The organism is Actinokineospora guangxiensis (genome assembly GCF_042657845.1).
Classification (GTDB): Bacteria; Actinomycetota; Actinomycetes; order Mycobacteriales; family Pseudonocardiaceae; genus Actinokineospora; species Actinokineospora guangxiensis.
The window spans coordinates 384,091-406,871 of the sequence record NZ_JBHSKF010000001.1 but is presented as its reverse complement, the minus strand read 5'-3'; the positions used below and the strand labels follow the sequence as shown (position 1 = coordinate 406,871).

27 protein-coding genes are annotated in these 22,781 nt (G+C 73.0%); 14 read left to right on the top strand and 13 right to left on the bottom strand.

Annotated features, from left to right (window positions below; translation table 11 throughout):
- Positions 1-105: 105 nt before the first annotated feature.
- Positions 106-552: a hypothetical protein gene (locus tag ACFPM7_RS01895; protein WP_378243056.1), complete on the bottom strand. Its 447-nt coding sequence runs from the start codon at positions 550-552 to the stop codon at positions 106-108.
- A gap of 2 nt (positions 553-554) precedes the next feature.
- Positions 555-1,688, bottom strand: a complete 1,134-nt coding sequence (gene dusB, locus ACFPM7_RS01890; protein ID WP_378243054.1) for a tRNA dihydrouridine synthase DusB — start codon at positions 1,686-1,688, stop codon at positions 555-557.
- Between the two features lie 151 nt (positions 1,689-1,839).
- On the opposite strand from dusB, the gene ACFPM7_RS01885 reads away from it, so the two are divergent.
- Positions 1,840-3,375 (top strand): D-glucuronyl C5-epimerase family protein, encoded by a 1,536-nt coding sequence (locus ACFPM7_RS01885; RefSeq protein ID WP_378243051.1) that lies wholly within the window; start codon positions 1,840-1,842, stop codon positions 3,373-3,375.
- Here the strand turns inward: ACFPM7_RS01885 and ACFPM7_RS01880 are convergent.
- The 9 genes from ACFPM7_RS01880 to ACFPM7_RS01840 all read right to left on the bottom strand — a co-directional run bounded on the left by ACFPM7_RS01880 (position 3,362) and on the right by ACFPM7_RS01840 (position 11,176).
- Positions 3,362-4,078: an ESX secretion-associated protein EspG gene (locus tag ACFPM7_RS01880; protein WP_378243049.1), complete on the bottom strand. Its 717-nt coding sequence runs from the start codon at positions 4,076-4,078 to the stop codon at positions 3,362-3,364. The genes ACFPM7_RS01885 and ACFPM7_RS01880 overlap by 14 nt on opposite strands.
- 104 nt (positions 4,079-4,182) lie before the next feature.
- Positions 4,183-4,911 (bottom strand): hypothetical protein, encoded by a 729-nt coding sequence (locus ACFPM7_RS01875; RefSeq protein WP_378243047.1) that lies wholly within the window; start codon positions 4,909-4,911, stop codon positions 4,183-4,185.
- 11 nt (positions 4,912-4,922) lie between these two features.
- On the bottom strand, positions 4,923-5,309 hold the full coding sequence (locus ACFPM7_RS01870) for a hypothetical protein (protein ID WP_378243045.1): 387 nt from the start codon (positions 5,307-5,309) through the stop codon (positions 4,923-4,925).
- A 157-nt stretch (positions 5,310-5,466) separates the two neighbouring features.
- Positions 5,467-6,243, bottom strand: coding sequence for a phosphate ABC transporter ATP-binding protein PstB (pstB, locus tag ACFPM7_RS01865; protein WP_378243043.1), 777 nt, complete (start codon positions 6,241-6,243; stop codon positions 5,467-5,469).
- A gap of 10 nt (positions 6,244-6,253) precedes the next feature.
- Positions 6,254-7,165 carry a phosphate ABC transporter permease PstA gene (gene pstA, locus ACFPM7_RS01860; protein ID WP_378243041.1) on the bottom strand — a complete coding sequence of 304 codons (912 nt, stop codon included), beginning with the start codon at positions 7,163-7,165 and terminating at the stop codon, positions 6,254-6,256.
- Positions 7,166-8,119 (bottom strand): phosphate ABC transporter permease subunit PstC, encoded by a 954-nt coding sequence (pstC, locus tag ACFPM7_RS01855; protein ID WP_378243813.1) that lies wholly within the window; start codon positions 8,117-8,119, stop codon positions 7,166-7,168. It abuts the gene before it with no gap.
- Positions 8,120-8,224: 105 nt separating this feature from the next.
- Positions 8,225-9,355, bottom strand: a complete 1,131-nt coding sequence (gene pstS, locus ACFPM7_RS01850) for a phosphate ABC transporter substrate-binding protein PstS (protein ID WP_378243039.1) — start codon at positions 9,353-9,355, stop codon at positions 8,225-8,227.
- A 191-nt stretch (positions 9,356-9,546) separates the two neighbouring features.
- Positions 9,547-10,422: a mycothiol synthase gene (gene mshD, locus ACFPM7_RS01845; RefSeq protein ID WP_378243037.1), complete on the bottom strand. Its 876-nt coding sequence runs from the start codon at positions 10,420-10,422 to the stop codon at positions 9,547-9,549.
- Between the two features lie 10 nt (positions 10,423-10,432).
- On the bottom strand, positions 10,433-11,176 hold the full coding sequence (locus tag ACFPM7_RS01840) for a winged helix-turn-helix transcriptional regulator (RefSeq protein ID WP_378243035.1): 744 nt from the start codon (positions 11,174-11,176) through the stop codon (positions 10,433-10,435).
- A gap of 356 nt (positions 11,177-11,532) precedes the next feature.
- Here ACFPM7_RS01840 and ACFPM7_RS01835 point away from each other — a divergent pair, with 356 nt between their 5' ends.
- The 8 genes from ACFPM7_RS01835 to ACFPM7_RS01800 all read left to right on the top strand — a co-directional run bounded on the left by ACFPM7_RS01835 (position 11,533) and on the right by ACFPM7_RS01800 (position 16,954).
- A complete protein-coding gene (locus ACFPM7_RS01835; protein ID WP_378243033.1) occupies positions 11,533-12,399 on the top strand; it encodes an LmeA family phospholipid-binding protein in 867 nt (288 codons plus the stop codon).
- 19 nt (positions 12,400-12,418) lie between these two features.
- Positions 12,419-12,826: a thioredoxin family protein gene (locus ACFPM7_RS01830; protein WP_378243031.1), complete on the top strand. Its 408-nt coding sequence runs from the start codon at positions 12,419-12,421 to the stop codon at positions 12,824-12,826.
- Between the two features lie 229 nt (positions 12,827-13,055).
- Positions 13,056-13,490 (top strand): DUF4395 domain-containing protein, encoded by a 435-nt coding sequence (locus tag ACFPM7_RS01825; RefSeq protein WP_378243029.1) that lies wholly within the window; start codon positions 13,056-13,058, stop codon positions 13,488-13,490.
- Positions 13,487-14,320: a sulfurtransferase gene (locus ACFPM7_RS01820; protein WP_378243027.1), complete on the top strand. Its 834-nt coding sequence runs from the start codon at positions 13,487-13,489 to the stop codon at positions 14,318-14,320. The genes ACFPM7_RS01825 and ACFPM7_RS01820 overlap by 4 nt, the downstream gene beginning before the upstream one ends.
- A 14-nt stretch (positions 14,321-14,334) precedes the next feature.
- Positions 14,335-14,640: a DUF1416 domain-containing protein gene (locus tag ACFPM7_RS01815; RefSeq protein WP_378243025.1), complete on the top strand. Its 306-nt coding sequence runs from the start codon at positions 14,335-14,337 to the stop codon at positions 14,638-14,640.
- A gap of 204 nt (positions 14,641-14,844) precedes the next feature.
- Positions 14,845-15,477 carry a heme-binding beta-barrel domain-containing protein gene (locus ACFPM7_RS01810; protein WP_378243023.1) on the top strand — a complete coding sequence of 211 codons (633 nt, stop codon included), beginning with the start codon at positions 14,845-14,847 and terminating at the stop codon, positions 15,475-15,477.
- Between the two features lie 7 nt (positions 15,478-15,484).
- Positions 15,485-16,090 (top strand): 5-oxoprolinase subunit B family protein, encoded by a 606-nt coding sequence (locus ACFPM7_RS01805; protein WP_378243021.1) that lies wholly within the window; start codon positions 15,485-15,487, stop codon positions 16,088-16,090.
- Entirely contained in the window at positions 16,091-16,954 is an 864-nt protein-coding gene (locus tag ACFPM7_RS01800) for a 5-oxoprolinase subunit C family protein (protein ID WP_378243020.1), read from the top strand.
- Here ACFPM7_RS01800 and ACFPM7_RS01795 read toward each other — a convergent pair.
- Positions 16,951-17,796, bottom strand: a complete 846-nt coding sequence (locus ACFPM7_RS01795; protein ID WP_378243018.1) for an aminodeoxychorismate lyase — start codon at positions 17,794-17,796, stop codon at positions 16,951-16,953. The two genes, ACFPM7_RS01800 and ACFPM7_RS01795, sit on opposite strands and share 4 nt — an antisense overlap.
- Positions 17,797-17,891: 95 nt before the next feature.
- Between ACFPM7_RS01795 and ACFPM7_RS01790 the strand changes: the two genes are divergently transcribed.
- Genes ACFPM7_RS01790 through ACFPM7_RS01770 form a run of 5 tightly spaced genes read left to right on the top strand, consistent with a single transcriptional unit; the run spans position 17,892 to position 21,822 of the window.
- On the top strand, positions 17,892-18,272 hold the full coding sequence (locus tag ACFPM7_RS01790) for a Fur family transcriptional regulator (RefSeq protein ID WP_378243811.1): 381 nt from the start codon (positions 17,892-17,894) through the stop codon (positions 18,270-18,272).
- Complete coding sequence (gene ygfZ / locus ACFPM7_RS01785) at positions 18,269-19,375, top strand: CAF17-like 4Fe-4S cluster assembly/insertion protein YgfZ (RefSeq protein WP_378243016.1); 1,107 nt, start codon at positions 18,269-18,271, stop codon at positions 19,373-19,375. The genes ACFPM7_RS01790 and ygfZ overlap by 4 nt, the downstream gene beginning before the upstream one ends.
- A gap of 26 nt (positions 19,376-19,401) precedes the next feature.
- Positions 19,402-20,247, top strand: a complete 846-nt coding sequence (locus ACFPM7_RS01780) for a beta-keto acid cleavage family enzyme (RefSeq protein ID WP_378243014.1) — start codon at positions 19,402-19,404, stop codon at positions 20,245-20,247.
- 37 nt (positions 20,248-20,284) lie between these two features.
- Entirely contained in the window at positions 20,285-20,863 is a 579-nt protein-coding gene (locus ACFPM7_RS01775) for an RsiG family protein (RefSeq protein WP_378243012.1), read from the top strand.
- An 8-nt stretch (positions 20,864-20,871) separates the two neighbouring features.
- Positions 20,872-21,822 (top strand): asparaginase, encoded by a 951-nt coding sequence (locus ACFPM7_RS01770; RefSeq protein ID WP_378243809.1) that lies wholly within the window; start codon positions 20,872-20,874, stop codon positions 21,820-21,822.
- A 23-nt stretch (positions 21,823-21,845) separates the two neighbouring features.
- On the opposite strand, the gene ACFPM7_RS01765 is transcribed toward ACFPM7_RS01770, so the two are convergent.
- Positions 21,846-22,679, bottom strand: a complete 834-nt coding sequence (locus ACFPM7_RS01765) for a DUF8083 family protein (protein WP_465251818.1) — start codon at positions 22,677-22,679, stop codon at positions 21,846-21,848.
- Positions 22,680-22,781 lie beyond the last annotated feature (102 nt).

Here is a 22,781-nt window from a genome sequence, read left to right as displayed (position 1 = left end):
GAGGCCGTTAATTCCCCCTACCGGTGGATAAGCGGGCGCCGGGGATTCCACGGCGTCGCGACCGGGACGGGTCGCATTGCGACAAACGGGTGTCACCCGGAGCACTCAGGAGGCGGGGCACGGCGTGAAGCCGTAGGCCTCCCCGTCGAGCAGGACGACCCGCTGCGAGCCGATCTGCTCGCCGATGGTGGTGGTGCCCTGGCGGATGGTGACGGTGACCGCGATGACGAAGGTCTCCCCGCGCGGGACGTCGGCGGACTTCTCCGGCTTCCACTGCGGGTCCGGGCGCAGCGTGTCGGCGACGGGGGCCATGCTCAGCACCAGGCCGTCGAGGTCGCAGACGCGGTCGTCGAAGTCCGGGTGCTGGGTGCGGCGCAGGAACTCCGCCTGTTTGTCGGCGCCCTGCTCGCCCGCGTCGTTGAGCGCGGTGAAGTAGGACAGCACGACCTCGGAGCCGTCGGCGCGCTTCACGGCGACGGGGGTGCCGGGTACGGCGGTGGTGCAGCCCGCGGCGCAGAAGGCGGCCAGGACGGCCCAGAGCGGTCGTCGCACGCTCAGCCCCCGGAGTGCATCAGGTCGGCGCCGAGGGGCACGGCGGTGTCCTCCGGGTCCTCCAGCCAGCCCTCGGGCAGCACGACGCGGCCCGGCGAGCCCTGGCGGCCGCGCGGGCCGTCGGCGTCGGGCGGGTACGGCAGGGCCGGGTCCAGCTCGCCGACGAGGTCGGCCAGCTCGGCCAGCCCCGACACCATCGCGAACCGCTGGCGCAGGGTGGCCCCGATCGGGAAGCCGCGCAGGTACCAGGCCATGTGCTTGCGCAGGTCGCGCACGCCCTTCTCCTCGCCGATGTGGTCGGCGAGCAGCTCGGCGTGGCGGGTCAGGATGCGCCCGACCTCGCCGAGATCGGGGCCCTCGGGGATCGGCCTGCCGGTGAAGGCGGCGTCCAGCTCGCGGAACAGCCACGGCCTGCCCAGGCACCCTCGGCCGACGACGACGCCGTCGCAGCCGGTCTGGTCGACCATCTTGAGCGCGTCCTCGGCGCTGAAGATGTCGCCGTTGCCGAGCACGGGGATGCTCGTCACGGCCTCCTTGAGCCGGGCGATCCTGGTCCAGTCGGCCTCGCCGGAGTAGCGCTGTGCGGCGGTGCGCGCGTGCAGGGCGACGGCCTGGGCGCCCTCGCCCTCGGCGATGCGGCCCGCGTCGAGGTAGGTGTGGTGCTCGGCGTCGATGCCGATGCGGAACTTGACCGTCACCGGCACGTCCCCGGCCGCGCCGACGGCGGCGGCGACGATGTTGCGGAAGAGGCCGCGCTTGTAGGGCAGCGCCGCGCCGCCGCCCTTGCGGGTCACCTTGGGCACCGGGCAGCCGAAGTTCATGTCGATGTGGTCGGCCCGGTCCTCGGCGACGATCATCCGCACCGCCTCGGCCGTGGTGGCCGGGTCGACGGTGTAGAGCTGCATCGACCTCGGGTTCTCGCCGGGGCCGAAAGTGATCATCTCCATGGTCTTGGCGTCGCGCTCGACGATGGCGCGGGCCGTGATCATCTCGCAGACGTAGAGCGAGGTCGGGCTGCCGAACTCCCGGCACAGCGTGCGGAACGCGACGTTGGTGATGCCCGCCATCGGGGCGAGCACGACGGCCGGATCGACGGCGTAGGGGCCGATCCGCAGCGCGGGCGTTGCCTGGGACACCCGACCAGGTTAACCGTTGCGCCCGCGGGCCCCGCCGCCACCGGAGAAGTCGCTGACCAGCGGATAACGCCGATCGCTTCCCTTCCGATGTAGGCAGTGCCCCATCTCGCCGCCGCCCATCCCGCCCCTGGAGTGTTCGCCGATGCGAAGCGTGCGCGCAGCAGCACTGGCTGTCGTGGTCCTGGTCTCCGGCGCCGCTCCGCAGGTGACGGCCGCCCAGGCCGCGCCCGCGCGGGTCGAACCGGTGGAGATCGCCGAGGTCGGGCTCCTCGGCACACCCCAGGTGCCCGCGGACCGCGTCCGGGTCGGCCGGGCACTGGCCGCGCAGAACGGCCCCGCCGCGCGGGAGGAGGTCTCCGGGTACTCCAGGCTCGACAGCGAGGTCTTCGCGCCCGCGGTGGGGCAGCGGCCGTACGAGTCGGCCGCGGTGACGCCGGTCGAGGGCTACGGGGTGGTGGACGCCGCCGGGGTCCGGATGTTCGCGGTCTCCGGGACGAACTTCAACCACCCCGTCGGCCAGGCGCAGTACGCGCTGGCCAACCTCAACTCCCACCGGCTGACCGGGAACCCGGCGTACCTGCGCATCGCGGTGACGAACGCCGAGCGGCTGCTGGAGCGCCGCGTGGAGTCCGCGGACGCCTGGTACTTCCCGTACGAGTTCGACTTCGCCCTCTACGGCAACCGGAACATGATGATGCGGGCGCCGTGGTACTCGGCCATGGCGCAGGGGCAGGTGCTCTCCACCTTCGTCCGGCTGCACGAGGTGACCGGCGACGAGCGCTGGCGGAGCGCGGCCGAGGCCACCTTCCGCAGCCTGACCTACCTCCCCGCCGGCGACCTGCCCTACGTCACGTTCGTGGACGGCACGCGGCTGTGGCTGGAGGAGTACCCGCGCGGCTTGGCCGACCTCGGCGAGCAGGTGTTCAACGGGCACAACTTCGCCGTCTACGGACTCATCGACTACTGGGCGCTCACCGCCGACCCCACCGCCGCGGACCTCATCCGGGGAGCCGCGGCGACGATCAAGGACACCGGCTTGACCGGCTTCCGCAAGCCGCGCGCGCTGAGCCTCTACGCCCTGACGAGCACCACGCAGAACGCCAAGTACCACCAGATCCACGTCGAACAGGCGCTGCACCTGTGGGGCTTCACCCGCGACCCGGTGTTCCTCGCCGTGGCGTCGGCGTTCCGCGACGACTACCCGCTGCCGACGGTCGGCGGGACGATGCGGGCCACCCGCCGGACGTCGACGATCTACCAGGTGGACTCCGCGATGCGCGTCGTCCGGTCGAAGGAGGTGTCCTTCTCGCGCGACACGCAGGCGCCCGCTGACCGCCGCCAGCGCGTCACCGGCGGACCGGTCGCGTTCCGGGTGACCGCGGGCTCCTACAAGAACTGGTGGTTCCCCGAGGGAGTCGGGACCACGTGGCTGCTCGGCGCGAAGGACGTCCACGAGTACCGCCCGCAGGCCCGGGTCCAGATTGCCGCGGGCGGCTACTCGGCCTACCGGCTGGACGCCGCGGGCGGTGTCGCGGGCGCCAAGACCGTGTCGTTCACCCGGGCCACCAGCGCGCCCGCGGTGCGCAGCGGGATCGTGCAGGGGCGGCAGGCGTACTACTTCGCCGTCGGCGCGTTCGCGGGCCACTGGCTGCCCGCCGGGCCCCGGCTGGCGCTCAGCGGGCCATGAGGTCGGCCAGCTGCCGGGCGAGGCGGGGGCCGTCGGCCGGGGAGTAGGTGATCTCGTCGGTGTCCGGGCGGGCCAGGCCGAGGTAGCGGCCCGCGTCGGTGTCCAGCCAGGTCAGGGTCGCGGTGTCGGTGGCGAGGTGGGTGACGGTGAAGGCGCCGAAGCCCGTCCGGGGGCGGGTGAGCACCTCCTCGGCGACGCGCAGCTGGGTCTGTGCGGCGGTGCGGGGGGCGCGCACGGCCTCGGTGATGCCCGCGGGCCGCTCGGGCGGGCTCCCGCCGACGCGGACGGACTGGCCGGGGCCCGCGGGGACGCGCGGCAGCAGGGCCACGAGGGCGCGGGGCAGGGTGTCGGGGCCGACGGGGGTGAAGCGGAGGAACTGGCCCTCCTGGACCGCGATCACGGCGTACCCGGCGCGCACGGCCGCCCTGGCCCGGACCAGGTCCCCGGAGTCCGGGGAGCCCGCGACGGCGACGGCCACCTCGGCCTCGGCGAGGGCGCGCAGGGCCCGCTCGACGCGCGGGTCGACGCCGTCCTCGCCGACGAGGCCGCGGGCGCCGAGGTCGGCGAGCACGGCGCGGGCGATGCGCACGCGGTCCTCGGCCCGGTCGCCGACGCTGGGGATCTCCAGGGGGTAGCGGCGCGGGTCGACGCCGAGCAGCTGGGCCAGGACGTCGACGGCGGCGAGGGACAGCGTCAGGGACATCGGGTCAGACCGCCTGGGTGGGGTTGCGGGTTCGGGTTCGGTTCGCGGGGCCGCGGTTCAGGGCAGGCGTGCGGCCACAGGCGCGAACCGGTGGCGGGTGGACATCAGGCGGTGGGCCGGACGGGGGTGCCCTCGGCGCGGGGCGAGGGGAGCTGGTCGGTGCGCAGGCGGGGGGTGTCGTCGGCGGCCGACGGGGGTGGGGGGAAGGCGGGGAGGTCGGCGGCGGTGGCCAGGCGGCGGTCGTACTCGGTGAGGACGCGGGCGGCTTCCTCGTGGGCGGCGCGGCTCTGGCGGTACTCCTCGGCGTAGCCCGCCGCCTTGGTGGCGAAGGCGATGGGGTCGGTGGTGGCGCGCAGGTCGGACATGGCGGCGTCGTAGTCGAAGGGGCGTTCGGCCGGCATGGCGGCGCGGGCGGTGGCCAGGGCGTCGGCGTGTTCGGCGAAGCGGGCGCCCGCCTGCTGGGCGCCGTGGCCCGCGCCCGCGGCCCAGTCGCCGGTGTCGGCCAGGAAGCGGCGGGCGGCGTCGCCCGCCGCGCCCTGCCAGTCGGCGTCGCTGTCGGCGATGGCGGCGTGCACGGCGTCGCGGAAGCCCGCGAGGGCGGCGCCGGTCTCGGTGTAGAGGTCGGCGCGCCTGCCGACCTCGTCGGGGTCGGCGCCGGAGGTGAGCATGGCGGCGAGGGCGGAGTGCGGGTGGGCGAGGTAGTTCTCCACCGGCATCGGGGGCGTGGGGCGCGTCTCCACGTCGGTGGAGGTGGCCGCCGGGCCCCGGCCGGTGTGGCCGCCGTTCGCGGCGAAGTCGCGGAGCAGTCCTGACATCCAGCCGGGGTCCGTCATCACCAGCTCCCTCACCGCAGTCCGGCGGCGTTCAGGTTGTCCACCGACTGGTAGTTCGACATGGCCTTCCTGATGCCCAGCTCGACCTGGGCGAGCGTCTCGCGCAGGCGGCCGAGCTGGGTGAGCAGGCCCTGGTCGTCGGTGGCGACGCGGGCCAGGTGCGGGCGGAGCGCGCCCGCGCCGACCGAGACGCCGAGCGGGGGTTCCTGGCCGAGTTCGGCGAGGCCGCCGAGCCTGCCGTCCACCCAGTCGGCCATCTCGCGCACGACCCGCAGCAGCGCTTCCCCGCCGTGCTCGTTGACCGCGAAGCCGCCCTCGTTCGCGGTGGCGGCGAAGCCCGCCAGCGCGTTGCCGATGGTCGTGCCGATCCGGTCGCCGCCCGCCTCGTCGACGTACATCGCTGCCCTCCGGTGTGGCCTCAGAGGGCACCGTACCAACTACCGAGGGTGGTCGTCTCGGGTCGAGTGCGATCTGGTTGTCACAAGATCCCGAACAGTGCGAACAGGCCCCCGACCGGAGTAGTCGAGGGCCTGTCGCGCACGCAGCGTCACATGATCAGCCGAAGCGGCCGGAGATGTAGTCCTCGGTCGCCTTCTGGGCGGGGTTGGAGAAGATCCGCTCGGTGTCATCGATCTCGACCAGCTTGCCGGGCTGCCCGACGCCGGCCAGGTTGAAGAACGCGGTCTGGTCGCTCACCCGGGCGGCCTGCTGCATGTTGTGGGTGACGATCACGATCGTGTAGTCCTTCTTCAGCTCCTGGATCAGGTCCTCGATCGCCAGGGTGGAGATCGGGTCCAGGGCCGAGCAGGGCTCGTCCATGAGCAGCACGTCGGGCTGCACGGCGATGGCGCGGGCGATGCACAGCCGCTGCTGCTGCCCGCCGGAGAGGCCGCCGCCGGGCCGGGGGAGGCGGTCCTTGACCTCGGTCCACAGGTTGGCCCCGCGCAGCGCGCGCTCGGCGACCTCGTCGAGCTTGCGCTTGTCCTTCTCCCCCGCCAGCTTCAGCCCGGCCACCACGTTGTCGCGGATCGACATGGTGGGGAACGGGTTGGGCCGCTGGAACACCATGCCGATGGTGCGGCGCACCGACACCGGGTCGACGGTGGCGGCGTAGATGTCCTCGCCGTCGAGCATGACGTTGCCCTCGGCGCGGGCGCCGGGGATGACCTCGTGCATGCGGTTGAGCGAGCGCAGGACGGTCGACTTGCCGCAGCCGGACGGGCCGATGAACGCGGTGACGCTGCGCGGGGGCACGGTCAGCGAGACCCCGTCGACGGCGTGGAACTTGCCGTAGTACAGGTTCAGGTCCTTGACTTCGATCCGCTTGGCCATCGTTACCCGATCACTTGGTCTTCAGGGACGTCATCCGCGAGATCAGCGATCCCAGCAGGTTGAACACGGTGATGATGAGGATGAGGGTGACCGCGGCGCCCCACACCCGCGCCTCGCCGACCTCGTTGATCGTCAGCCGCTCCGAGGCCATCAGCAGCGGCAGCGAGGCCATGTTGCCGCTGAACGGGTCGAAGTTGATGAACGAGGTGTAGCCGACCAGGATCAGCACGGGCGCGGTCTCGCCCATGACGCGGGCGATGGCCAGCGTGATGCCGGTGATGATGCCCGACATCGCCGTCGGGATGACGATCTTGACGATGGTCTTCCACTTGGGGATGCCCAGGGCGTAGGCGGCCTCGCGCAGCTCGTCCGGGACGATCTTGAGCAGTTCCTCGGTGGTGCGCACCACGACCGGGATCATCAGCAGCACCAAGGCGAGCGCGACGGCGAACGCGCTGCGCGGCAGGCCGAAGGTGGTGATCCACAGGGCGTAGACGAACAGCGCGGCGACGATCGACGGCACGCCGGAGAGGATGTCCACGGTGAAGGTCACCGCGCGGGTGAGCCTGCTGCCGCGCCCGTACTCCACGAGGTAGACCGCGACCAGGATCGCGATGGGCACGGCGATGACCGCGCAGACGAGTCCTTGCACCAGGGTGCCGTAGATGGCGTGGTAGACACCGCCGCCGAACTGGCGCGAGGTCAGGCCCGCCAGCGAGTTCGTCCACCAGTCCGGGTGCAGGACGTGCTTGAAGCCCTTGGAGATGACGGTGAACAGCACCCACACCAGCGGCGCGAGCGCGAGGACGAACGTGCCGGTGATCAGCACGCCCGCGAGGCGGTTCTTCATCCGCCGCGCGGGGCTGATCTCCTGGAAGGCGGGCGGCGTCGCGGGCCGGTCCAGATCCGTTGCCATGGCCATTTACTCGTACTCCTTGCGCCCGGCGACGATGGACCTGGCGATCGCGTTGACGATGAACGTCAGGACGAACAGCACGAGGCCCGCGGCGATGTAGGCGCCCGCCCCGCGCGGGTCGTTGAACTCCGGCGCGGCGCGGGCGATCTTGGAGGCGATGGTGTCGCCGCCGTCGAAGAGCGACCAGCCGAAGACCGCGGCGCTGGGCGCCAGGATGATCATGACCGCGATGGTCTCGCCGAGTGCGCGGCCGAGGCCGAGCATGGAGGCGCTGACGTAGCCCGCGCGGCCGAAGGGCAGCACCGTGGTGCGCACGACCTCCCACTTGGTGGCGCCGAGGGCGAGCGCGCCCTCGATCTGCATGGTGGGCGTGCGGTCGAAGACCTCGCGGCTGATGGCGGTGATGATCGGCAGCAGCATGACCGCGAGCACGATGCCCGCGGTGAAGATCGTCTGGCCGATGGCCAGGTTGGTGTTGCCGGTGGCGAAGATCGGGATCCAGCCGAGCACGTCGTTGAGCCACTGGCTCACCGGCGCGATCGCGGGCGCGAGCACGAAGGCGCCCCACAGGCCGTAGATGATCGAGGGCACCGCGGCCAGCAGGTCGACCAGGTAGGCGAAGGGCTTGGCCAGGTTCCTCGGCGCGTACTGGGTGAGGAACAGCGCGATGCCCAGCGAGATCGGCATGGCGATGATCAGCGCGAAGACCGAGCTGAACACCGTGACCAGCAGCAGGTCGAGCACGCCGAAGGCGAGGTTCTCCGGGTCGCCCGCGTTCCAGTCGCGGCTGAACAGGAAGCTGGAGTTGTTCTGCGCCAGCGACGGGATCGCCTGGATCAGCAGGAAGACCCCGATCAGGACGATCATGACGACGACGAACCCGCCGGAGCCGACGGTCAGCGTCTTGAAGATGCGGTCACCTGGTCTGGTGACTGTCTTGGGTTGCTCGGTGGTGGTAATCGTCGCCTCCGTCGAGAGGTGGTGGACACCGAGCCGCCCCGGCACCCGGGGTGGGTGCGCGGGGCGTCTCGGCGTTCCGTCAGGCCGAGTCTGCCACTAGGCCGATCAGGCGATCGCCTTGATGGCGGTCAGCAGCTTGGTCTGGAACTCCTGCGGCAGCGGCACGTAGCCCGCCTCGACCAGGCCCGACTGGCCCGCGGTGGCCGCGGTGGTCAGGAACGCCTTGACCGCGGTCGCCGTCTCGGCGTCGTAGCCCTTCGAGCAGACGATCTCGTAGGTGGCCAGGACCAGCGGGTAGGCGCCCGCGGTGTTGGAGGCGTAGAGGGCCTCCAGGTCCAGGACCAGGTCGTTGCCCTCGCCCTTGATGGTCGCCGAGTCGATCGCCTTGCCCGCGGAGTCGGCGGTCAGCTCGACCGCGCCGGAGCCGCTGTCGATCTTGGCGACGGGCAGGCCCTTGTCCTGGGCGTAGGACCACTCGACGTAGCCGATGGTGCCCTCGGCCGCGCCGACGGCGTCGGCGACGCCCGCCGAGCCCTGCGCGCCCTGGCCGACGCCACCGTTGAAGGTCTTGCCCGCGTCCTTGGTCCAGGCACCCTTGGAGGCGGCGGTCAGGTACTTCTGGAAGTTGTCGGTGGTGCCGGACTCGTCGGCGCGGTAGACGACGGTGATCGCGGTGTCCGGCAGGGTGACGCCGTTGTTGGCGGCGGCGATGGCCGGGTCGTTCCACTTGGTGATGCCGCCGGAGAAGATCTTGGCGAGCAGCTCGCCGGTCAGCGTCAGGTCGGTCACGCCGCTGACCTTGTGCACGACGGCGACCGGGCCGAAGACCAGCGGAAGGTTCCAGGCCGGGTTGCCCTGGCAGCGCTCGGCCGCCTTCTCCACCTCGCCCTTGTCGGCGTTGAGCGCCGAGTCCGAGCCGCCGATGTCGACGATGCCGCCGATGAACTGCTTGACACCCGCGCCGGAGCCGGTCGGGGTGTAGGCGAGCTGCTGGCCCGCGCACTGCTGGCCGTACGCGGCGATGAAGGCCTCCATGGCGCCCTTCTGCGCCGAGGACCCCTCCGCGGTCAGCTCCTTCTTGCCGCCGCACTCCACCGACGCGGTGCCGGTCGGCGCGGGGGCGCCCGAACCCTGCGCACCCGCCTGGGGGGTGTTCGTGTCGCTGCCGCAGGCGGACAGCGCCAGCGCGCCAGCCGCCACCAAGCCGAGCACGTTGGCGTACCGCTTGATCTTCACAGGTATTCCTCCGGAAGGAGCCTGGCGTCACGCTCTGTGCGCCTCGTCGGGGACGCTAAGCAGCAGGGGTGGACGTCTGACCCTGACGAGGTGAACTGCGGATGAACAAGCACGACCGGTTGGCGGGATGTATGCCACAGATCGTCTACCGTGTCCGGCCCGTGACCTGGAGTTTCACTGTCCGTGATGCGCTATCGGCCATTCGGCGGGATCGCCGAGTACTGCACGTCCGCATCCGAACGGGTGAACCCGAGGCGCTGGTAGACCGCGACGGCGGGGAGGTTGTCGGACTCCACGTACAGGATCACCGCGGGCCTGCCCGCCGCCCTGAGGTGGGCGAGCCCGGCGAGGGTGAGCGCGCGACCGAGGCCGCCGCCCTGGGCGTCCGGGTCCACGCCGACGACGTAGACCTCGCCGGTGCCGTCCGGGTGCGTCTTGGTCCAGTGGAAGCCCACGACCCGGTCGTCGGCGTCGACGGCGAGGAAGAAGCCCGCCGGGTCGAACCAGGCCTGCGCCTCGGTGGCCACGATGTCGGCCGCGGTGAGCGCGCCCTGCTCAGGGTGCCAGTCGAAGGCCCGCTTGTTGACCGCCACGACGGCGTCCTCGTCGCGGCCGGGCTCGAAGGCCCGCACCGACACCCCGTCGGGCCACACCGGCTCGGGGAGGGCGTCGGCGAACTCCAGGCGCATCCGCCACATCTCGCGCACCACCGACAGGCTCAGCTTCTCGGCCACCCGCGCGGCGGCCGGGTGCGCGCCGTGCGCCCAGATCCGGGCGGCGGGGTGGCGGGTCAGCAGCTCGGCGACCAGCGCGGTGCCCAGGCCGCGGCCGCGCGCGTCCGGGCGGACCAGCAGCTCGGCGGCGGGGCGGCCGAAGGCGTCGGTGGTCACCGTCGCGTAGCCGCTGAGCCGGTCGCCGTCGGCGTGGACCAGGTGCTGCTCGCCCGCGAACTCCCTCGGCAGCGGGTCGTCCGGCCCGACCTCGGGCCTGCCGTCGGCGGCGCGCACGGCAAGCAGGAACTCGCGCACCAGCGCGGGGTCGATCTCGGAGTGCCAGGTGAGGTCCACCCGGCCGAACCTACCGGCGGGCGTGCGCCTCGGGCCTGATCTCGGCCCTGGTGTCGGAGCGGCCGTCGTCGTCGCGGCGCTGGGCCTTGGGCGGCTGGACGAACTTGTAGCCGACGTTGCGCACGGTGCCGATCATCTGCTCGTGCTCGGTGCCGAGCTTGGCGCGCAGGCGCCGCACGTGCACGTCCACGGTGCGGGTGCCGCCGAAGAAGTCGTAGCCCCAGACCTCCTGCAGCAGCTGCGCGCGGGTGAACACCCGGCCGGCGTGCTGGGCGAGGTACTTGAGCAGCTCGAACTCCTTGTAGGTGAGGTCGAGCGGGCGCCCGCGCAGGCGCGCGGAGTAGGTCGCCTCATCGATCACCAGCTCGCCGAGGCGCAGCGCGCCGTCGACCGCGCCGCCCGCCGGGCCGCGGGAGCCGAGCAGCCGCAGCCGGGCGTCGACCTCGGCCGGGCCCGCGGTGGGCAGCAGGATCTCGTCGATGCGCCAGTCGGCGGTGATGGCGACCAGGCCGCCCTCGTTCACCACGGCGATCACCGGGGCGTTGTCGCCGCCGCTGGTGAGCAGGCGGCACAGGCTCTTGGCGGCGGCCAGGTCGGTGCGGGCGTCCACCACGACCGCGTCGCGCGAGCCCGCGTCGAGCAGAGCGGTGACCTCGGGGGCCTGCGTGCGCACGGTGTGCGGCAGCAGCATCAGCGAGGGCAGGACGGAGCCGGGCTCGGGGTCCGCGGTGAGCAGCAGCAGATCCAGGCTCATCGACGCCTCCTGACGTGATCGCCCGCTCCGCGTCATTGAGGTGCGGTCCCGTGTGGGATCGGTTCTTTGCGGACTGAGAATAAACCGCCGAGCTGGCAATTGTCGCCGTCGTGAAGTCCCTGTCACATCTGAAGTGCCCGGGAAGCACGCTCGCCACCTGCGCGAACGCACCGTGTTACAGCCAGGTAAATCCGCTGGGGGGACTGGCGATTTCGGAAGAATCGCGGCCCGGCCGAGCCGCCGCGGAATGATTGTGTGAACACCCGGTAACCGGGGTTGCCCCCGTCGTTCCCGGCGCTCGTCCGATCGTGGCTACCCTGGTCGCGACCCCGGCGGCCAGGCATGAGGAACGGCGGATGACCACGATGACCAACCCCCGGCCCCCGGCCGCGCCCAAGCGCCGCAGGTCGAAGGCCCTGCGCCGGACGATCGTGGCGCTGGTGATCCTGGCCGGGCTGCTGGTGGCCGCCGACTTCGGCGCCGCGGCCATCGTCGAGCACGAGGTGTCGAAGAAGGCGCGCGAGCAGCTCCAGCTGCGCGAGGACCCGGCCATCAAGATCGGCGGGTTCTCCTTCCTCCTGCAGGCCTTCTCCGGCGAGTACGAATCGGTGGTGGTCGACGCCAAGGGCGTGCCCGTCAACACCCTGCGCGACGTCGAGGTGCACGCCGAGATGTTCGGCGTGCGGGCCCCGCTGTCCGACGTCATCGGCGGCACCCTCGACGGCGTGCCCGTGCGCGAGGTGCGCGGCCAGCTCCGGGTCAAGGCCTCCGACGTCAACCGGGCCATCCAGGCCAACGCCCAGCCGGTGCTGGCCTCCATCACCAACCTGACCATCTCCCCGGCCGCCGAGGAGCTGGTCAACGATCCGGACGCCGAGGTCACCGCGTCGGAGTCCGAGATCGCCGACCGCGCGGGCAAGACCGCGGGCGTCAAGCTGTGCGGCACCGTGGACGTCGCCGGGCAGAGCACCGAGCTGTGCGTGTTCTCGCTGATCGCGCTGGAGGGGGGCGGCATCGCGGTGCAGCCCAAGCGCATGGAGCTGAAGAACAAGATGAGCAGCGCCGAGCTGCCCGAGGCCATCCAGCAGAAGGTGCTGCCGCTCTTCGGCGTCAAGTTCGACCCGGGCGTGCTGCCCTTCGCCGTCACCCCGACCGAGGTCAAGATCGAGGACGGCTCGCTGGCGGTCCAGGGCACCGCCAAGGACATCGTCCTGGGCACGTGACCGGCGCCGGGCGGGAGCGGTGACCGGCGCGCTGGTGGCGGTCGGCACGCTGGTCCTGGCGACCGCGGTCGGGCTGCTGCTGCGCACCCGCTCCGGCCGCGTCGGCGCCGCCAGGACCCCGGCGCTGCCCGCCGAGGTGCTCGCCGCGCTCGACCCGACGGCCGCGGTCACCCTCGTGCAGTTCTCCACGACGTTCTGCGCGCCCTGCCGCCACACCCGCGCGCTGCTGGCCGACCTCGCCGAGCGCACCCCCGGCCTCGCGCACGCCGAGATCGACCTGACCGACCGCGCCGACCTCGCCCGCGCCATGGCGGTCCTGAGCACCCCGACGACGGTGGCCGTCGCGGGCGGCGCCGAGGTGCTGCGCGTGCGCGGCCTCCCCCGCCGCGACGCCCTGCTCGAAGCGCTGGCCGAACACCTGCGCTGAGCAGCGGAGATCGCGTCCGTGCGGTATCGACCTGGGGGTTCCCACCCTGTGGACGGGCAGGTCCCACCCACGGGAACGCGGGTAGTGTCGTCGCCGTGACCAAGTACCTGACCAGGCGCCGCGCGGTGGACTTCTGCCGCGTCGACAGCAGCCTTTGTCGGGGCATGCGCGCCATGTCGGCCTGAGCCGTCCCGGTCCGCACGTCTTGCCCTGGTCAGGAGGTTTTCCCATGTCCGCTGGTGTGGACCCGCGCGGTCCGCGCTTCTCCGCCTGGGTGACCAGCGCGGTGCTGCTGGTCGTCCTCGCCACCGGGTGGTGGCCGCTGTTGGCCGTCCAGGCCGCGGTGTTCGCCGTCGGGGCGCTCGCCGGGGTCCGGATGTCCCCGTACGGCGTCCTCCACCGCACCCTCATCGCCCCCCGCCTCCAGCCCTCCGACGAACGTGAAGACGAGACGCCGCTGCGCTTCGCGCAGGCAGTGGGCTTCGCGTTCGCCGCCGTCGGCACGCTCGGCTTCGCCTTCGGCGTGCCCGCCGTCGGCCTCGCGGCCACCGCCCTGGCGCTGGCCGCCGCGTTCCTCAACGCCGCCTTCGGCTTCTGCCTCGGCTGCCAGATGTACCTGCTGATCACCCGTCTCTCGAACAAGGAAGTGGGAACCGCCCGATGAGCCGCGAAGACGTGCTTGTTTCTGCCGCGTGGGCAGAGGAGAACCTCACCGCGCCCGGAGTGGTCTTCGTCGAGGTCGACGAGGACGCCAGCGCCTACGACGCCGGGCACATCCCCGGCGCGGTCAAGGTCGACTGGAAGCTGGACCTGCAGGACCCGGTCCGGCGCGACTTCGTGGACCAGGCGGGTTTCGAGAAGCTGCTCTCCGCGCGCGGGATCGGCAACGACGACACCGTCGTGCTCTACGGCGGCAACAACAACTGGTTCGCCGCCTACGCGTACTGGTACTTCAAGCTCTACGGCCACGACAAGGTGCAGCTGCTCGACGGCGGACGCAAGAAGTGGGAGCTCGACGGCCGCCCGCTCGACACCGAGGTCCCCTCGCGCCCGGAGACGGCCTACTCGGCCAAGCCGCAGGACAAGGCCCTGCGCGCCTTCCGCGACGAGATCGTCCCGGCGATCGACACCAAGAACCTGGTCGACGTGCGCTCCCCCGACGAGTTCTCCGGCAAGCTGGCCGCCCCCGCGCACCTGCCGCAGGAGCAGGCCCAGGTCAAGGGCCACATCCCCAGCGCGATCAACGTGCCGTGGAGCAAGGCGGCCAACGAGGACGGCACCTTCAAGTCCGACGACGAGCTGCGCGAGCTGTACAAGGACGCGGGCCTGGACGAGGGCAAGGCGACCATCGCCTACTGCCGCATCGGCGAGCGCTCCTCGCACACCTGGTTCGTGCTGCGCGAGCTGCTGGGCTACGAGGACGTGAAGAACTACGACGGTTCCTGGACCGAGTACGGCTCGCTCGTGGGCGTGCCCGTCGCGACCGGCAGCTGAAAGGACATCCCGAGATGACTTCCTGTGGCGCTCCCGAGCAGACCACCGCCCTCCCGGCGAACGTGGACCCCGGCAAGGAGATCGTGCTCGACGGCACCGTGACCAACGGCGGCGCTCCGGTGGCGGGCGCGTTCGTGCGCCTGCTGGACTCCACCGGTGAGTTCACCGCCGAGGTCGTGTCCTCCCCCGACGGCGTGTTCCGCTTCTACGCGGCGCCGGGCGACTGGACCGTCCGCGCCCTGCACCGCGACGGCAACGGCGAGGCCAGCGTGGCCGCGGGCGGACCGGGCGTGCACCCGGTCGCCATCGCGGTCGCGTGACAGCGGCATCGCGAACGCCCCCCGAGCCCGGCTCGGGGGGCGTTCGTGCTTTGGGCCACGCCTGCACGGCCGCCCCGGGCCGCGGCGACTATCCTCTGCGTCCGTGGAACTCTTCTTCACCGGCCTCCTCGTCGTGGTGGGCATCGCGATCGCCTGGTTCGCCGCCTACGTCGTGTACCGCCTGTTCAACGACCAGCGCTCCTGATGTCCGACGCCCCCGTGCCGGGCAGCGGCGACGCCGCGATCCAGGCCGCAGCCGAGCGCGCCGAGCACACCCGGCACCGCAACCTGCCCCAGTTCGACGACCTGCCGGTCCCGGCGGACACCGCGAATCTGCGCGAGGGCCCCACCCTGCACGACGACCTGCTGGCGCTGCTGCCGCTGGTCGGGGTGTGGCGCGGTGAGGGCGAGGTCGTCTACCCGACGATCGACGGGCCGTTCAAGTTCGGCCAGCAGCTCACCTTCGCCCACGACGGCCGCCCGTTCCTGTCCTACGAGTCGCGCACCTGGCTGCTGGACGACGACGGCGAGGTCATCCGCCCGGCCGCGCGCGAGGTCGGCTGGTGGCGGCCGCAGCCCGACGACGTGATCGAGCTGGTGCTGGCGCACGTGACCGGCATCGTCGAGGTCTACTACGGCAAGCCGCGCAACTCCACGTCGTGGGAGCTCTCGACCGACCTGGTCGGGCGCACCGCGTCGGCCAAGGAGGTCAGCGCCGCGACCCGGCTCTACGGCCTGGTCAACGGCGGTGACCTGGCCTGGGTCGAGGAGCGGGCGATGGTCGGGCAGCCGATGCAGCCGCACACCTCGGCCTACCTGCGCCGCGTCGTCGGCTAGCGCGGGCGTGCGGCTGCGGCGCTGCGGCGCGGACTCGGTCCTGGTCGAGCTGGGCTCACTGGGCGAGGTCGCCGCCGCGCGCGCCGTGCTGGCCGGGCTGCCCGGCCTGGTCGACCTGGTGCCCGCCGCGCGGACCGTGCTGGCCACCTTCTCCGGCGGCGTCCCCCGCGGCGTGGAGGACGCGCTGCGCGCCGCCGACCTCTCCGCCGTGCCCGCCCCGGCCGGGGAGACCGTGGTCCTGCCCACCGTCTACGACGGCCCTGACCTTGAGCTGGCGGCCACCACCGCGAACCTGTCCCCCGACGAGGTCGTCGCCCTGCACACCGGCGCGGAGTACACCGTCGCCTTCACCGGGTTCGCGCCCGGCTTCGGCTACCTGACCGGCCTGCCCGCGCCGCTGCGCCAGGCGCGCCTGGCCTCGCCGAGGACGAAGGTGCCCGCGGGCGCGGTCGGCGTCGCGGGCGAGTTCACCGGCGTCTACCCGCGGCCCTCCCCCGGCGGCTGGCGGCTGCTGGGCCGCCTCGCCGACGGCGCGCCGCCGCTGTTCGACCCCGAGCGCGAGCCGCCCGCCCTGCTGGCCCCCGGCCACCGGGTGCGGTTCGAGGCCGTCTGAATGCGCGCGCTGACCGTGCTCGCCAGCGGTCCGCTGGCCCTCGTGCAGGACCTGGGCCGTCCCGGCAACGCGCACCTGGGCGTGCCGCCCTCCGGCGCGCTGGACGTGCCCGCGCTGCGCCTGGCCAACCGGCTCGTCGGCAACGACGAGGGCGCCGCGGGCGTGGAGTGCGTGCTGGGCGGGCTGCGGCTGCGCGCGGACGCCTCGTGCACGGTCGCGGTGACCGGCCCGTCGGTCCCGGTGACCGTCGACGGCCGCGCCGCCGACTCCCACGCCCCGCTGCACCTGGCCGCGGGCCGGGAGCTGGCGGTGGGCGTGCCGAGGACCGGCCTGCGCAGCTATGTCGCGTTCTCCGGCGGCCTCGCCGGACCCGTGCGGCTGGGCTCCCGCTCGACCGACGTGCTCTCCGGCATCGGCCCCGACCCGCTGCGCGCGGGCGACGTGCTGGCGCTGGGCCCGGTGCGCGGGCTGCCGTCGGGCGCCGACGTCATTCCCCCGCCGTGCGCACCCGATCGGCTGGTGGTGCCGGTGCTGCTGGGGCCCCGCGAGGACTGGTTCGAGGCCCCGGCCCGGCAGCTGGCGGGCGCGGAGTGGTCGGTGTCGCCGGAGAGCAACCGGGTCGGCGTGCGGCTGCTGGGCCCGGCGCTGGCCAGGACGGCGGACTCGGCGGGCCGGGAGCTGCCCAGCGAGGGCGTGGTGACCGGCGCGGTGCAGGTGCCCGCGAGCGGCAGGCCGGTGGTGTTCCTCGCCGACCACCCAACGACCGGCGGCTACCCGGTGATCGGCGTGGTCGCGGCCTCCGCGCTGCCCGCGCTCGCCCAGGCACGGCCTGGCACGCGCGTGCGGCTTCAGGCGGTGTCCTAGCTGTACTCGGCCTCGTAGAGGGCGTTCAGCTCCGACCACGTCGCGCTCGCGTCCGGCAGCGCCGCCCCGTCGAGGGTGTGCACGCGCACGACCTTGCGCACGCTCGACACCAGGAACACGCCGTCGGCGGCGGTCAGGTCCGACACCAGGACCGGCTCGACCTTGGTCGCCCAGCCCGCGCGCTCGGCGGCGCGGAACAGCGCGGCCTGGGTGGTGCCGGGCAGGATGCCGCTGCTCGCGGGCGGGGTGCGCAGCGTGCGGCCCCGCGCGACGACGACGGTCGAGGTGGGGCCTTCCAGCACCGATCCGTCGGCCGCGCGGAAGATCACCTCGTCCGCGCCGACGGCCGACGCGTGCCGCGTCGCGGCCATGTTCACCGCGTAGGAGAGGGTTTTGGCGCCCAGCAGCAGCCACGGCGCGCGCTCGGAGATCTCCGGGTCGAACCCGCGGTCGAGCACGATGGCCGACGCTCCGCGCAGCCGCCGCTCGATCGTGTGCGGCTCGACGGTGAAGGCCAGCGCGTACGCGGTGGGCGAGCCGTCGCCGTACTCCGGGCCGCGGGTGCAGACCAGCTTGACCGCGACCTCGCCCGGCGCGGTCCAGGCGGCGAGCACGGCGGCGACGAGGCGCTCCCACTCGGCGACCGGCGGGATGGCCAGCTCCAGCATCCGCGCCGAGCGCTGCATGCGCTCCAGGTGCGGGCCCAGCTCGCGCGGCCGCCCGTCCACCACCAGCACCGACTCGAAGACGCCGTCGCCGCGGGTCAGGCCGAGGTCGTCCACCCTGATGTGCGGGGCTTCGGGGTCGGCGATCGTGCCGTCGAACAGGGCGAGCAGGCGCATGGTGGCCCACCCTACGTGAGCGGCCACCCGCCCCCGTTGGCCCGACTACCATCGGTGAAGTGGACGACCTGCGCAGCACGCTGCACCAGCGCGGAATGCGGATGACGCCGCAGCGCCAACTCGTTCTCGACGCGCTGCGCGAGCTGGAGCACGCCACCCCCGAGCAGGTGTGCAGGCACGTGCAGCGCGTCACGCCGTCGGTCAACATCACCACGATCTACCGGACGCTGGAGCTGCTGGAGGAGCTGGAGCTGATCCGGCACACCCACCTCGGCCACGGCCCGCCCACCTACTCGCTGCACGAGCACCAGCACGTCCACCTCGTCTGCCACCGCTGCGGCCGCGTCGACGAGTCACCGCGCGCGGTGATGGACCAGCTGTGCGGAACACTGCGCGCCGCCCACGGGTTCGTACTGGACGCCGCGCACCTCGCGCTGTCGGGCACCTGCCGCGACTGCACCAGGGAGACCACGTGACCAGCTCGCCCGTCCTGTCCGCCCCCGGCGCGATCCCGCCGCCGGAGGAGACCACCGACCCCGGCGTGCCCTGGCACTTCGGCGACCCGCTCGGCGAGCAGCGCGCCGCCGAGCGCGGGGTCGGCGTCACCGACCGCTCGCACCGCGAGGTGATCGCCGTGCCGGGCGAGGAGCGGCTGAGCTGGCTGCACCTGGTGCTGTCCCAGCACGTGTCCGGCCTGGCCGACGGCGCGGGCAGCGAGGCACTGGTGCTCGACAGCCAGGGGCGGGTCGACGCGCACATGGTCGTCTCGCATGTGGACGGCACGGTGTGGCTGGACACCGAGGCGGGCGCCGCGACCGTCGGCACCCGAGGCGGGCGGGTGCCGCTGCTGGAGTACCTGGAGCAGATGCGCTTCTGGTCCAAGGTGGAGCCCCGGGACGCGACCGGCGAGGTGGCGGTGCTGAGCCTGGTCGGGCCGAAGACGCCGGAGCTGCTGGCCGAGCTGGGTCTGCCGGTGCCGCGGGGGGCGTACGCGAGCGCCTCGGGCGGCGGTGTGCTCGTGCGCCGGATGCCGTGGCCGGGTCCGGACGCCGCCGACCTGCTGGTGCCCAGGGAGGCGCTGGCCGACTGGTGGGCGCGGATCACCGCCGCCGGGGCGCGGGCGATGGGCAGCCTGGCGTTCGAGGCGCTGCGGGTGGCCGCGCTGCGCCCGCGCCTGGGCGTGGACACCGACGAGAAGACGATCCCGCACGAGGTGTCGTGGGTGCCCTCGGCCGCGCACGTGGCCAAGGGCTGCTACCGCGGCCAGGAGACGGTGTCGAAGGTGCACAACGTCGGCCGCCCACCGCGGCGGATGCTGCTGCTGCACCTCGACGGCGCGGCCGACGAGCTGCCCGAGACCGGCACGCCGGTCACCGCGGGCGAGCGCGTGGTCGGCCGGGTGGGCACCGCCGTGCAGCACCACGAGCTGGGGCCGGTGGCGCTGGCGCTGCTCAAGCGCTCGGTCGAGCCCGCCACCCCGCTCGCCGCGGGCGGCGCGCAGGCCGCCGTCGACCCCGATTCGGTGCCCGGCGAACAAGGCGGCGCGGGCCGGGCGGCGGCCAAGGGGCTGCGGGGATAACGCGACCTAGTGGCAGGATCGCTGCCATGTCGACACCCGGCACCCTCATCACCGTGGCCCCCACCGGGGCCGAGCACACCAAGGCCGACGTCCCCAACCTCCCGGTGACCCTGGAGGAGCTGGTGGCCACGGCCGAGGCCTGCGAGCGCGTCGGCGCCGCGATGGTCCACATCCACATCCGCGACGACGACGCCAAGCCGACCCTGGACCTGGGGCGGCTCAGGGAGACCGTCGCCGCGGTGCGCGAGCGGACGAACCTGGTCGTGCAGCTCTCCACCGGCGGCGCGGTCACCGACCCGGAGTCCGACCGCCTCGCCGTGCTCGACGCGCTGCCGGACTCGGCGTCCTGCTCGATGGGCACGGTGAACTTCGGCGACGACGTGTTCATGAACCGCTGGGAGTTCATCGTCGAGCTGCACATCCGGATGCGCGATCGCGGCATCGTGCCCGAGTACGAGATCTTCGACCTCGGCCAGCTGACCTCGCTGCACCGCCTGCTCGACAAGCACGGCCTCCCGGCAGGCGGGCACGTGCACGTCGACCTGGTGATGGGCGTGCCCGGCGGCATGGCGGGCGACACCGAGACCCTCGCCGCGGCGCTGCGGCTCATCCCCGACGGCGCGACGTTCTCCGCCACGGGTGTGGGACGCACCACTCTCCCGGTCCTCTTCGCGGCGCTGTCGGCGGGCGGGCACGTGCGGGTCGGCATGGAGGACACCATCAGCTACGCCCGTGGTGAGCGGGTCAAGGACAATGCGCAACTGGTCGCCAGGGCCTCCGGCCTGGCGCGGATCGCGCAGCGCCCGCCGCTGACCCCCGATGAGGCGCGCGCGCTGCTGGGGGTGGCGGCCCAGCCGGTAACGTCGGCATGATCTGGCGATCGAGGACGGTTTGGCGGAGGATGTCCAGGTGATCGAAGTGCGCCCTGGCGGGCGAAGGCGCATCGACCGGGTGCTGGACCCGGACTACGTCGCCGACCTGGACAGACTCGACCTGCCCGAGGTGCGCGCCCGCCGCGACGACGCGGCGCAGGAGGAGACCGACCTGTCCTACCTGCGCAGGCTCCTGCACGGGCGGATCGACATCGTGCGCGCCGAGCTGCGCAGGCGCGAGACCGGCGGCGCGGAGTCCGTGGTCGCCCAGCTGGCCTCGATCCTCGCCGACAACGCGGTCGGCCCGGCCATGGGCTCGGGCCGCCACCAGAACATGGAGCCCTCGCGCGCCGAGGCGCACCGCAGGCACGTCGAGGCCCTGGTCTCCGACGCCGACCTGTCGGACGTGTCCTCGCTGCCGGACGAGCGGCTCGCGCTGGCCCTGGAGACCTACCGGGACGAAGAGGCGTCGGTCTCCACGCGGCGGCGTCAGGTGCAGGTGGTCATGGACCTGCTCAACGAGCAGATAGCGGGCCGCTACCGGTCCGGCACGGCGTCGGTCGACGACCTGCTGGCCGCCGAGGGCGCCCGCCCCGAGCAGGGGGAGTCGCGCTGAACCCGGTCCTGGTCGAAGTCCTGCGCTCCGGCTTCGTGGAGTCGGTGCACCGCGGCTCCGTCGTCGTCCTCGCCCCCGACGGCGGTGTCCGGCTGGCCATCGGCGAGGTCACCGAGCCGGTCTTCACCCGCTCGTGCAACAAGCCGCTGCAAACCCTCGGCCTGCTGCGCGCGGGCCTCGACCTGCCCGACGACGCCGACCTGGCCGTCGGCTGCGGCTCGCACAGCGGCGAGCCCGAGCACGTCCAGCAGGTGCTGGGCATCCTCGGCAAGTCCGGCCTGGCCGAGAACGACCTGGGCTGCCCGCACGACTGGCCGATGAACGAGGCCGCCCGCAACCGGGTGATCGCCGGCGGCGGCGGCAAGCGCCGCGCGGCGATGAACTGCTCGGGCAAGCACGCGATCATGCTGGCCACCGCGGTGCAGCACGCCTGGCCCACCGCCTCCTACCTCGACCCGGAGCACCCGGCCCAGCAGGCCATCGCCGACACCGTCACCCAGATGACGGGCGAGGACATCCACACCATCGGCATCGACGGCTGCGGCGCTCCCCTGTTCGCCCTGACCCTGACCGGCCTGGCCACCGGCTACTCCCGCCTGATGCTGGCCCCCGACGGCACCCACGAACACCGCGTCGCCGAGGCCATGCGCACCCACCCGCACCTGGTCGGCGGCACCGACCGGGACGACACGGAGCTGATGCAGGCCATCCCCGGGCTGCTGGTCAAGGGCGGCGCGGAGGGCGTGCACGCGATGGCCCTGCCGGACGGCACCGCCATGGCGATGAAGATCGATGACGGCGCTCCCCGGCCCCGCACGCCGATCCTGGTGGGGGTGCTGCGGGCGTTGGGGTACGACGCTCCCGAGCTGGAGGACAAGGCCGAGCGGGACATCCTGGGCGGCGGGGTGCCGGTGGGCGCCGCCCGGCTTCGCGGGGGATTGCTGGACGAGTTGCGCTGAGCAGGCCCGGGTGTGGGCCCGCGCTACTGCATCCGCTCTCGGACCGCCAGGTCGCTCCAGAACTCGCGGAGGCGCTCGAAGCGTTCGGCGACCGCGCCCGGGTCGGGGTGCTCGATGGCGTCCAGGATGGCGTTGACGTCCTCGGCCGAGGTGTCGGACTCGATGGTCTCCTCGTCCAGCAGTTCGACCAGGCCGCCGTAGTCCAGTTCCACCAGCGACGCCTCGTGGAAGTGGGCCAGCCAGCGCGAGGTGTCCTGCAGGACCTTGGTCGGCCCGGACTCCCCGAAGGTCGACTCGGCCAGCTCGAAGGCCCGCTGGACGCGCTTGCGAGCCGTCCCCATGGGCACCTGCCAGTACACCGACCCGTCCGCCATCACGCGCTCGTCGGGCAGGACCAGGACGAACCACGGCAGCGGCACCGTCCACGTCGTGGACACCACGTGGACCGCTCCGCCGGTCAGCTCGCCCAGGACCGCGCCCGCCTTCTGGCGCAGCTTCTCCGCGGCGCCGCCGAGGGTCGCCTCGCGCAGGGAGTCCCCGGCCGTGGAGAGGAAGCCGACGATCGCGGCGGCGGCGCGGGCGCGCAGGTCGAGCGGGCATACCAGCAGGTCACCGGACGCGGAGCGGGCCGTCATGACTTCCCGGACGGGAAAGGGGGAGCCGTCGGCACGTTCGCCGGGGAGGGCGGCCAGGCCGTAGTCCTGTGACTTAAGCCACATCAACTGCTCATGGTTTCCCACATCCGCCCGGTCGACGGGGGACTTCTCCGCCAGGTGCCGGAGTCGATCACGGGACGCGGGGGGAAATGCCGACAGCGGTTCGTACACCCGCAGGTAGGCGACGAACGGACGAGGCACCCGTCCATCGTTCCACGAACCGGGCGGGCGGCGGTGGCGGGGCGGCCGGGCCGGGGGTGTCGGGTTCTGCACACCGAGCCGCGTGGCATCGAACCCCTTCGG

What these genes read in the sequence shown, in the direction of transcription:
- ACFPM7_RS01880 (WP_378243049.1), bottom strand. Translation starts at nt 4,078, where the DNA reads ATGTCCCTGACGCTGTCCCTCGCCGCCGTCGACGTCCTGGCCCAGCTG.
- ACFPM7_RS01875 (WP_378243047.1), bottom strand. Translation starts at nt 4,911, where the DNA reads ATGACGGACCCCGGCTGGATGTCAGGACTGCTCCGCGACTTCGCCGCG.
- ACFPM7_RS01870 (WP_378243045.1), bottom strand. Translation starts at nt 5,309, where the DNA reads ATGTACGTCGACGAGGCGGGCGGCGACCGGATCGGCACGACCATCGGC.
- pstB (WP_378243043.1), bottom strand. Translation starts at nt 6,243, where the DNA reads ATGGCCAAGCGGATCGAAGTCAAGGACCTGAACCTGTACTACGGCAAG.
- pstA (WP_378243041.1), bottom strand. Translation starts at nt 7,165, where the DNA reads ATGGCCATGGCAACGGATCTGGACCGGCCCGCGACGCCGCCCGCCTTC.
- ACFPM7_RS01840 (WP_378243035.1), bottom strand. Translation starts at nt 11,176, where the DNA reads ATGAGCCTGGATCTGCTGCTGCTCACCGCGGACCCCGAGCCCGGCTCC.
- ACFPM7_RS01835 (WP_378243033.1), top strand. Translation starts at nt 11,533, where the DNA reads ATGACCACGATGACCAACCCCCGGCCCCCGGCCGCGCCCAAGCGCCGC.
- ACFPM7_RS01825 (WP_378243029.1), top strand. Translation starts at nt 13,056, where the DNA reads ATGTCCGCTGGTGTGGACCCGCGCGGTCCGCGCTTCTCCGCCTGGGTG.
- ACFPM7_RS01820 (WP_378243027.1), top strand. Translation starts at nt 13,487, where the DNA reads ATGAGCCGCGAAGACGTGCTTGTTTCTGCCGCGTGGGCAGAGGAGAAC.
- ACFPM7_RS01815 (WP_378243025.1), top strand. Translation starts at nt 14,335, where the DNA reads ATGACTTCCTGTGGCGCTCCCGAGCAGACCACCGCCCTCCCGGCGAAC.
- ACFPM7_RS01810 (WP_378243023.1), top strand. Translation starts at nt 14,845, where the DNA reads ATGTCCGACGCCCCCGTGCCGGGCAGCGGCGACGCCGCGATCCAGGCC.
- ACFPM7_RS01800 (WP_378243020.1), top strand. Translation starts at nt 16,091, where the DNA reads ATGCGCGCGCTGACCGTGCTCGCCAGCGGTCCGCTGGCCCTCGTGCAG.
- ACFPM7_RS01795 (WP_378243018.1), bottom strand. Translation starts at nt 17,796, where the DNA reads ATGCGCCTGCTCGCCCTGTTCGACGGCACGATCGCCGACCCCGAAGCC.
- ACFPM7_RS01790 (WP_378243811.1), top strand. Translation starts at nt 17,892, where the DNA reads ATGCGGATGACGCCGCAGCGCCAACTCGTTCTCGACGCGCTGCGCGAG.
- ACFPM7_RS01780 (WP_378243014.1), top strand. Translation starts at nt 19,402, where the DNA reads ATGTCGACACCCGGCACCCTCATCACCGTGGCCCCCACCGGGGCCGAG.